The 8854-nt window shown below is 68.3% G+C and carries 10 protein-coding genes; 7 read left to right on the top strand and 3 right to left on the bottom strand.

Going from position 1 to position 8854, the window contains the following annotated elements:
• Positions 1-204 precede the first annotated feature (204 nt).
• Complete coding sequence (locus D7X74_RS35895) at positions 205-843, top strand: hypothetical protein (RefSeq protein WP_120537494.1); 639 nt, start codon at positions 205-207, stop codon at positions 841-843.
• Positions 844-1299: a hypothetical protein gene (locus D7X74_RS35890; RefSeq protein ID WP_120537493.1), complete on the top strand. Its 456-nt coding sequence runs from the start codon at positions 844-846 to the stop codon at positions 1297-1299. It begins immediately after the preceding gene.
• A gap of 7 nt (positions 1300-1306) precedes the next feature.
• Here the strand turns inward: D7X74_RS35890 and wzy are convergent, their stop codons facing one another.
• A complete protein-coding gene (wzy, locus tag D7X74_RS35885; RefSeq protein ID WP_233602402.1) occupies positions 1307-2890 on the bottom strand; it encodes an exopolysaccharide repeat unit polymerase in 1584 nt (527 codons plus the stop codon).
• Positions 2891-2949: 59 nt separating this feature from the next.
• Between wzy and epsH the strand changes: the two genes are divergently transcribed.
• The 5 genes from epsH (at position 2950) to D7X74_RS35860 (ending at position 6110) form a co-directional block, all read left to right on the top strand.
• Entirely contained in the window at positions 2950-4260 is a 1311-nt protein-coding gene (gene epsH / locus D7X74_RS35880) for an exopolysaccharide biosynthesis glycosyltransferase EpsH (RefSeq protein ID WP_120537492.1), read from the top strand.
• Positions 4261-4390: 130 nt separating this feature from the next.
• Positions 4391-4594, top strand: a complete 204-nt coding sequence (locus tag D7X74_RS35875; RefSeq protein WP_120537491.1) for a YjzC family protein — start codon at positions 4391-4393, stop codon at positions 4592-4594.
• A gap of 81 nt (positions 4595-4675) precedes the next feature.
• Positions 4676-5116 (top strand): hypothetical protein, encoded by a 441-nt coding sequence (locus D7X74_RS35870; protein ID WP_120537490.1) that lies wholly within the window; start codon positions 4676-4678, stop codon positions 5114-5116.
• A gap of 60 nt (positions 5117-5176) precedes the next feature.
• Positions 5177-5617, top strand: coding sequence for a hypothetical protein (locus tag D7X74_RS35865; protein ID WP_120537489.1), 441 nt, complete (start codon positions 5177-5179; stop codon positions 5615-5617).
• Positions 5592-6110 (top strand): MerR family DNA-binding protein, encoded by a 519-nt coding sequence (locus D7X74_RS35860; RefSeq protein ID WP_158622346.1) that lies wholly within the window; start codon positions 5592-5594, stop codon positions 6108-6110. The genes D7X74_RS35865 and D7X74_RS35860 overlap by 26 nt, the downstream gene beginning before the upstream one ends.
• Before the next feature lie 11 nt (positions 6111-6121).
• Here the strand turns inward: D7X74_RS35860 and epsU are convergent, their stop codons facing one another.
• Both epsU and epsV read right to left on the bottom strand, forming a co-directional pair.
• On the bottom strand, positions 6122-7333 hold the full coding sequence (epsU, locus tag D7X74_RS35855) for an exopolysaccharide biosynthesis GT2 family glycosyltransferase EpsU (RefSeq protein ID WP_120537487.1): 1212 nt from the start codon (positions 7331-7333) through the stop codon (positions 6122-6124).
• Positions 7334-7382: 49 nt separating this feature from the next.
• Positions 7383-8854: PCP family exopolysaccharide biosynthesis protein EpsV (gene epsV / locus D7X74_RS35850; RefSeq protein WP_120537486.1), on the bottom strand; the 1472-nt coding region annotated here is incomplete at its 5' end.

Raw genomic sequence — 8854 nt, 5'->3', positions numbered from 1 at the left:
CTGCCGCGGCAGGGAGCGACCGCGCGTTGACCGAGCCGGCGCGTCGTCTCATCCGGACGTCGGGTGGGGAGAGCAACACCATCGCGGCCGGGGCTGCGGAAGAGCGTTCGTGGGTGGTTCATGATTTACAGTTAAATATCGTTTTGACTGAATTGAGCATGTTATGCCCTCCCGCATCCTCCCGTCTGGGAGAGGCGAGGCGGGATGCTCAAGCGGTGGAGATGGAGTGTCGGGGTGCTGTTGCTGCTGGGCTGTGCTGGCGCCCCGTCCTACTTGCAGCGGGGCAATGAGGTCCTCTTCGGTCGTCAGGGGGACGAGGTCTGGGTCCAGGGGCCCTGGACTGCTGTCCACCCGTCGTCGGATGTCGACGAGGTCATCGACCAGCTCTGCCCTGCGGTCATGTCCTTGGATCTTGCTCAGGCGAAGGACTACGGCAGGGAGTACTGCGGGGTCCTCTACTCCCTTGGTAACGGGGAGTACTCCGCGAGCTGGCCTTCACCCTTGGGCCGGACGAGGCTGGTCGGGACGGACCAACGCCGCAAGAGTTGCAGCGTTCCCAGCAGCGTGCGGGACGACCGGGGTGATGTGTCCATCCTGGCCGACTTCCACAGCCATCCCTGGTTCCCCTCGAAGATGTCCCGGGAGGACCGCTGGGCCGAATCCCAGCGCTGGTCCCTGCGCATCCAGTTCGATTCCGGGTGCACCCTCACGAAGTTGATTCCATACAAAGGGGAGCGTCGTCCAGGAGAGGTCTATCTTCGACGGGACAAGGCGTGGAAGCTCGTCGGGTACATCCATGAAGGCGACAAGGACATGGGCTTCGTCACGCCCGTGGAGGACTAGATGGGGCGTGAGCGTTCTGTGTTCCAGCATCGGCGTTTGAAGCAGGCACTGGTGTTGCTGCTGGCGCTGACCCTTCCCGCCTGCGCGCTCTTCCGCGGGCCGGTGCGTCCTGTCTTCGCTCCGCCCGAAGAGGCGGCCCGCTTCAAGTTCCCGTTGGATCTCCCCGCCGAGGGCCGGATGCTGACCCCCGCCACCGTGGTGGTCGCGACCCAACTGGCGATGGACGACTTCCTCCCCCTGGACATCAAGCCGCACAAGGGCGCCACTCCGGATGAGGTCTGCCTCTACCGGCGTGACTCCTACGACGTGTGGACGTCCCCCGCGTCCGAAGGCGTGTTGCTCGTGAACATTGTTCCCAGGCACAACACCTGTGATTCAGACGGGCCGGTCATGGACATGAGCTCCACCTACGCCATCGACGTGAAGCAGTGGCGCATCCTCGCGGTCCAGCGCTGACGCACCGTCACGCCACCTGGCCCGCGTCCACCGTCACGGGACGCGGTTCTTCCGGAGGCGGAGGCTCCACGCGCTTCAGGCCCAGCACCTTCTCACGCTGGGGCCACGGCCACGCTCCGGTCACCATGGCCAGCTTGCCCGCGAGCACCGACATCACGGCCACCTGGAACGTGCAGATGTACGAGATGATGCCCATGTCTCCGAACACCTGATTCAGGTACGACGCGACCACGCCCACGATGACCAGACACGCCGTGCGGTGCTCCGCCGCGTAGGCCCGGTGATACGAGCGCGCTGACAGGTACACCGTCACCACCAGGTACATCCACACGCCCGTGAACCCGAACCACCCGCCGAAGGCCAAGAGGCCCAACAGCGAGTTGTGCGGATGGAAGCGGTACGTGGGGAACACGAACGCGATGTTGGGCAGCGGATAGGGTTCCAGGAACTCGTGCCCGTAGCCCGTGCCGAACACCGGGTTGGTGTTCCACGTCGCGATGAGGTTCAGGTTCTCGATGTCGCGGTAGTCCAGCTCCCCTTCGGCGTGCTGGCCCTCGATGATGGAGCGGAAGGTCGCCACCGGCTTGAACACGCCGCTGCTCGAGTTCCACCCCACCAGGAAGTACACGATGAGCAGCGGCGAGCACGCGATGAGCCCGCGCGTGATGAACTTCTTCAGCGGCGTCCACGGGTTGAAGAAGTACGCGGCGGCGAGGCCACCCACGAGGCTCACGTACGCGAGCCGCCGGTCGTTGAAGAACATCCCGATGAACACCAGGATGATGATGATGAGGCCCCGGATGGCGTGTCCGGACTTCGGCCGCTCCAGCCACCGCGCGATGCACACCGTGATGGCGCAGATGAACGTCATCGAGTCCGAGTGGCAGGTCGTGTACTCCACCTCCAACCCCTGGGCCGGGATGACCACGAGCGCGAAGTACGTGCTCACCGCGGACTTGGTGAGCGCCGCCAGGATGATGGTGCGCGCCACCACGGGCCAGTCCTCCGGCCCGCGCAGGCTGTAGTGGTACATCATCGCCACCAGCGGGAGCACGGCGGCCTGGTGCCACTGCCACAGCGAGTTCTTGATGTCCCCGCCCCGGACGATGCCCCACACCTCCATCCACATGATGGAGAAGAAGGAGATGGCCAGCACCACCGCCAGCGGCCGGGGGATGGGCACCACGGGCGGGTCGATGGTGGACTTCTTCGCCCGCCGCCAGATGCCAATGCCAATGGACCCGATGATGAGCCCGTCGATGAGCGGGAATCTCAGGGCGCCAATGCCCACCAGCTCATGCATCTGGGTGAAGAGCAGCTTGCCCAGGGGGAACAGCGGCGAGGGCCAGAACATCGATTGGGGGCGCTCGGGCGTGTAGTCCACCGCGAGCACCAGGTAGAGCACCGTGAGCGCCAGGTAGCGCAGCGGCAGCTTCCAGATGACCCACACCACCGTGAGCGCCAGCGTGGGCGCCAGGGTCACGATGGGGTCGCCGTTACCCACGGCGGCGGCACCCAGGGTGACGGCGCCCAGGCCCGCGACCATCACGATGTACTGGAGCCAGGCGGCGCGGGAGGGTGCGAAGGTCATCGGACGGATGCGGGGGAGGCTATATCCCGGGCCCGGGTTGGGATAGATGCGGAAGGCGTATGGCTGGCTCCCGACCCCGCGTCCTCCTGATTGCTGAGCTGTGCAACCCTGACTGGGTGAGCGTCCCCCTGGAAGGCTGGTCCCTGGCCAGGGCACTCGCCGAGGTGGCGGACGTGCACCTGGTCACCCAGGTCCGAAACCGCGAGAACATCCTCAAGCAGGGGCTGGTGGAGGGGAAGGACTTCACGGCGCTGGACTCGACGCTGGTGGAGCGCCCGCTGGAGAAGGTGGGCGAGGTGCTGCGGGGCAAGGCGGGCGTGGGCTGGACGACGGCCACGGCGCTGAGCGTGCTGCCGTACTACTACTTCGAGGAGCTGCTCTGGCGGCGCTTCGGGGACCGCATCCGCGCGAAGGAATTCGACGTGGTGCACCGCTACACGCCCATCAGCCCCACGACGCCCAGCACGCTGGCGGCGCGGTGCGCGGAGGCGGGGGTGCCCTTCGTGATGGGTCCGATGAACGGCGGCCTGCCGTGGCCCAAGGGCTTCGGGGATGCGCGCGTGCGTGAGCGCGAGTGGCTGAGCTACATCCGGGACGTCTACAAGCTGATGCCCTTCTACAAGTCGACACGCAAGAACGCGGCGGCGCTGATGATGGGTTCGCGGGCGACGCGCTCGCAGCTGGCGGCGGAGTACCAGGACAAGACGGTGTACATCCCCGAGAACGCCATCGACGTGCGGCGCTTCGGCGCGTCGAAGGCGGAGGCCCCGAAGCCGGGGGAGCCGCTGCGGGTGGCGTTCGTGGGGCGCTTCGTGCCGTACAAGGGCATGGCGATGCTCATCGACGCGGCGGCGCCGCTGGTGCGCGAGGGCAAGGTGGTGGTGGAGCTCATCGGCGACGGCGCGGAGATGCAGAACCTGCGCGCGCAGGTGGCCCGGGGCGGGCTGGAGAACGGCGTCACGTTCGCCGGCTGGGTGAAGCACCAGGAGCTGCAGGGCCGGCTGGCGAAGAACCACATCTTCGGCTTCCCGAGCGTGCGCGAGTTCGGCGGCGCGGTGGTGGCGGAGGCGATGGCGCTGGGGCTGGTGCCCATCGTGATGGACTACGGCGGTCCGGGTGAAATCGTGAGTCCGTCCACGGGCTTCGCGATCCCCATGGGGACGCCGGACGAAATCGTGCAGCGCGTGCGCGGGGTGCTGGAGAAGCTGGTCGCGGATCCGTCCGTGATTGGGCCCATGGGTGAGCGCGCGCGGGCGCGCATCCAGAAGCACTTCACGTGGCGCGCGAAGGCGGAGCAGGTGCTGGAGGTCTACCGCTGGGTGTCCGGCGAGCGTGGGCAGCCGGACTTCGGGATGCCGCTGGCGGACTGAGGTTCGTGGCGGATCCGCGCCGGTCGCGCCGCGAGGTGTGACCTGGACCTCTACCTCTTCGGAGGAATGGTCCGGATATTCGCTTCGATGGACGCTCCTGCCTCCCACTCCGGGAGCGAAAGGAAGCGTCATGGCGAAGGTCGGAGATCGTTTCAAGACGGGCGAGAAGTGCGAGACGTCGGGCAACTACGTGTTTGATGGCTACGTGGACGGCTCGACCAGTCCGGCACCGACGGCGGAGGAGCGCGTCATTCCCCTGAGCAAGGGGGAGACGTTCCCGCCCATCAAGTCGTCGGCAAAGTCGGCCTACTGGAAGCTCCAGCGCATCACCTGATGAGCGTCCTCCGGCACGGAGCTTCCACTCCGTGCCGGGGTCTTCGCCGCCGTGACAGGGCAAGTCGGTAGAGTCGCAGGCATGAGCCCCGACTCTTCCCTGCTTCGCCGCATCATCCGTGGCAGCGCGCTGTACGATTTGGTCGTCACCCTGCCGTTCGCCACGCCGTGGACGGCGGAGGTGGCGCTCTCGCTGATGGGCCAGACGCACGAGGCGCTGTCGCTGCGCGGTGAGGCCATGCCGGTGTTCACGCCCATGCATCTGTTCTTCGTCTCCCTGTTCGGGGTCCTGGCGGTGCTGTGGGCGGGGGTCCGCGTCATCCAGCCGACCGCGTTCCATGGTGCCGTGGACGCCGTGGGCCGGGCCGTGGTCGCCACGTGGATGGTGCTCGCGCTCTCGCAGGGCGTGACGCAGGTGCTCATCGCGTTCCTCGTGATGGAACTGGCGGGGATGTTCGCGCAGGGTGGCCTCCTGCTGGCCACGCGGAAGGGCCGTGAAGGTGCTCCGGTGACGGCCCGCTGAGCCCTGTCGTACGAGGGGCGCTTGCCTCTGCACCAAGGTGCAGGGGTTAGGGTTTTCGGCATGAACCCTGACTCCTCCCTGTCCCGTCGCGTCGTCCTGGCCAGTGCGCTGTATGACCTGGTCGTCACCCTGCCGTTCGCCACCCCGTGGACCGCGGACGTGGTGCTCTCCGGCATCCGTCAGGTGCACCACGCGCTGTCCGTGGGCGGTGAGGCCCTGCCGGTGTTCACGCCCACGCACCTGTTCTTTGTCGCCCTCTTCGGGACCATCGTGTCGCTGTGGTCGGTGGTGCGGATCCTCCGGCCCTCCGCGTTCCATGGGGCCTTCGACACCGTGGGCCGGGCGCTGTTCTCCTCGTGGATGGTGTTCGTGCTGGCGCATGGGGCCACGCGGGTGCTCGTCGTCTTCCTGGTGCTGGAGCTGGCGTGGATGTTCGCGCAGGGCGGTGTCATCCTCGGCACCAGGAGGTGGCGTGATGGCAGCCTTGCGACGGCCCGTTGAAGCATCCCCGGTGACGCCCCTGCGCATTGGCGCCCTCGCTCGCGCCGCGGGGGTGAAGCTGTCCACGCTGCGCTTCTACGAACGGCGCAAGCTGCTCACCCCGCTGGATCGCAGCGAGAGCGGCCAACGGCTGTACGGCCCGGAGGCCGCCATCCGCGTGCGCTTCATCCGCCGCTCCCAGGAGCTGGGCTTCACCCTCAAGGAGGTCTCCGCGGTCCTCGCCCTGTCCGACCGGCGCGGCGCCCCCACCCGCGATGTGGCCCGTTTCGCGGAAGCGAAGGTCCAGGCCATCGACGCGCGCATCGACGACCTGCGCCGCATGCGCCACGCCATCACCACCCTGATGGCTGAAGGCTTCTGCGCGGAGGACACCGTGTGCCCCATCCAGGTGTCCCTGGGGGCTCCACGGGAGGTGACGGCTCGGAAGTCCCGGACCCCGTCACCAGCCGCCGTGCGAGGTCCGCGCCGCCGGTCCACGGCCGCCGGCACCTGACCTCCGCGCGACTACCGCCGCTCCGCCTCGCGCGTGGTGCGCACCCACTCGCCGCGCTTCTCCGCGCCGGGGCCGCGCACCATCAGCCACACCTTCCACACCACGTAGATGGGCGCCCACGCCAGGTCCAGCAGGCCGCGCGCGCCCACGCCGGACACCCACCAGCCGCGCAGCACGTACAGCGCCAGCGACGTGAGCCCGAACGCCGACAGCGCGGAGGCCGCCACCGCCGTGCCCCCCGACAGCCACACGATACCGGCCGCCAGCACCGAACCCGCCACCGTCGCCAGCACCAACTGGCTCAGCGGCGGCACCAGCACGTCCATGGACAAGTCGAACAAGAGCCCGCTCTTCTGCTTCAGCGCGTCGCTCAAGAGCGGCCAGCCGTGCAGCTTGCGCATCTGCGCGCGGCCCCCTTCCCAGCGCTGCCGCTGTGAACGGCTCTGCTTCTCCGCCGTCACCATCTCCCCCAGCACCTCCGCCTCCCAGGCGTAGTGCACGCGGTGCCCCGCGCGCGCCAGGCGGATGCCGTACTCCAGGTCCTCCACCACGCTGAACGCGTCGTGCGGCACCTGCTTGAGCACCGCGTGCGTGAAGCACATGCCGTTGCCGCGCAGGCCGCAGGACACGCCCATCCGCTCGCGCCCCATGGAGCGCACCCGGTGGAACATGCCCAGCGCGATGGTCATCAGCCGCGTGCGCCACGACGCCGTGGGGTTCATCACCCCGTAGTGCGCCTGCGCCGCGTGCGCCCCGTCCTCCAGCCGGCGGGAGAACGCGTGCAGCAGGTTCGGCGTCACCACCGTGTCCGCGTCCACCACCACCACCGCGTCCGCGAAGCCGTCCTTCTGGCTGCGCTCGAAGGCGTGCGCCAGCGCGTAGCCCTTGCCGCGCTTCTCCGCGTCCTGGCGCTCCAGCACCGTGGCGCCCGCCTCGCGCGCCTTTTCCGCCGTCGCGTCCGAGCAGTTGTCCGCGACGACGATGATGCGCCGCAGGTCCGTGGGGTAGTCCACGGCGGACAGGTTCGCCACCGTCCGGGCAATGCCCAGCTCCTCGTTGTGCGAGGGAATCACCACGTCGAACTTGCGCGCCGCGGGCGACGGCGGCACCGGCGCTGCCTTGCGTCCCGACAGCAGCGTCAAGAGCAGCAGGTAGCCGCAGCCTCCCGCCACCGGCAAGAGCCCCACGCACAGCGCCACGTCCACCCAGGTCCAGACCGTCACAGTGTCACCCCCGCGCGCGTCGCCTCCAGGCCACCGCGCGCTTGAACCTTCAGCGGCGTTCCAGCTCCGCCAGCACCGGCAACTTCAAGAGCCGCTCCACCTGCCACTTCTCCAGGATGCGGCGCCGCAGGATGTCCAACGCCACCGCCGCGAACACCGCCAGCGCCACCCCGCCCACCACGCCCGCGATGGCGATGAGCTTCGGGTTCGGCTTGGACGGCTTCTCCGGGAAGAGCGCCGGCAACAGCACGCTGTAGCGGTGCTTCATGGACACCTTCGAAATCTCCAGCTCCGTCTGCGCCTGATCCAACCGGCGCAGCTTCTCCTGGTGCCGCATCACCACCATGCGCATCCGGTCCGTGGCCACCGCCACCTCCGGATCATCCGGCGTGCCCAGCATCGCGCCCGCCATGGGGCCACCCAACCCGGCCAGGTTCGGGCCCTCCGAGGTGGTGGACTCCACGTCCGTGCCACCCATGCGCAGGTACTCCTGGATGAGCGACTGCTCCTCCGAGCGCAGCGACGTGAGCTGCGGCGAGTCCGCCTGCATCGTCGCCACCCGCTGCTCCAGGTCCACGATGACGGGGTGCTGCGGTGAGAAGACGACGCGCTGTTCAGCCAGCTGCGAGCGCAGCTCCGTGAGGCGGCGGCTCCTGAAGTCCTCCACGTCGCGGATGGCGCGGCGCTTGGCCTGCACCAGGAACTTCAGCTGCGCGAGCGCGTGGTCCGTCTGCAACAGCGCCTGCCGCGCGCTGGCCTGCTTGGGGTCCGCTTCCCGCTTCTTGCGGCGCGCGTCCGCCTGCTTCACCGCGCGCTCCAGGTCGTTGATGGCCTGCTTGATGTTCGCCGCTTCGTTCTCCACCTGCGACTTCAGGATGTTGACGGACTCCGTGATGGCGCCCATCTCCGAGTCGTGCCGCATGTCGAGGAAGTTCTGCGACGCGGCCTCCACGATGTTGAAGGCCATCTGCGGGTCGCTCCAGTCCACCCCGATGGTCACCGTGCCGGAGCCGCCCTCCGCCATCACGTTGAGGCTGGTCTCCAGCATCGCGATGAGCGCCTCTTCCTTGTCCGCGTCGGACATGGGGGGCGGCGCCTTCTTCGTGTACTGCTCCTTCAGGCGGCTGATGGGCGACCGCATGTTGTCCCAGTACTCGATGAGCTTCGCGTTCTTGATGACGGACTTGAGGTTGCCCCGGCTGAGCACCATCTCCCACGCGGCGCGCGTGGGCTGATCCGCCTCCACCGGGATGGAGCGGCCCGGGTTCACCAGCGAGGAGATGATGAGGTTGCGGTACGTCAGCATCCGCGTTTCGACGTGGTACTTGCGCGGCATCAGCTTCGCCGCCGCGGAGCCCAGGGCGCTCATCACCGCGATGATGCACAGGCCCAGGAACCAGTGCCGCAGCACCGCCCGGCGCACGAACCCCAGCCCGTCGAAGAGGAAGCCCCAGTCGATGAGGTCCGCCGGCGCGTTCGTCTCCTCGCGCTCGGGGACGTACGGCGGGGGCGGGGCGGAGT

The organism is Corallococcus sp. CA047B (assembly GCF_003612065.1).
Taxonomy (GTDB): Bacteria; Myxococcota; Myxococcia; order Myxococcales; family Myxococcaceae; genus Corallococcus; species Corallococcus praedator.
Note: the sequence above shows the minus strand (reverse complement) of the source record. Positions and strands in the feature narration are given on the sequence as shown.

Excerpts from the sequence above, each read along its gene's own strand:
- epsH (WP_120537492.1), top strand. The coding sequence starts at position 2,950 with ATGGCTGGCTCCCGACCCCGCGTCCTCCTGATTGCTGAGCTGTGCAAC.
- D7X74_RS35895 (WP_120537494.1), top strand. The coding sequence starts at position 205 with ATGCTCAAGCGGTGGAGATGGAGTGTCGGGGTGCTGTTGCTGCTGGGC.
- D7X74_RS35865 (WP_120537489.1), top strand. The coding sequence starts at position 5,177 with ATGAACCCTGACTCCTCCCTGTCCCGTCGCGTCGTCCTGGCCAGTGCG.
- D7X74_RS35890 (WP_120537493.1), top strand. The coding sequence starts at position 844 with ATGGGGCGTGAGCGTTCTGTGTTCCAGCATCGGCGTTTGAAGCAGGCA.
- wzy (WP_233602402.1), bottom strand. The coding sequence starts at position 2,890 with ATGACCTTCGCACCCTCCCGCGCCGCCTGGCTCCAGTACATCGTGATG.
- D7X74_RS35860 (WP_158622346.1), top strand. The coding sequence starts at position 5,592 with ATGGCAGCCTTGCGACGGCCCGTTGAAGCATCCCCGGTGACGCCCCTG.
- D7X74_RS35875 (WP_120537491.1), top strand. The coding sequence starts at position 4,391 with ATGGCGAAGGTCGGAGATCGTTTCAAGACGGGCGAGAAGTGCGAGACG.
- D7X74_RS35870 (WP_120537490.1), top strand. The coding sequence starts at position 4,676 with ATGAGCCCCGACTCTTCCCTGCTTCGCCGCATCATCCGTGGCAGCGCG.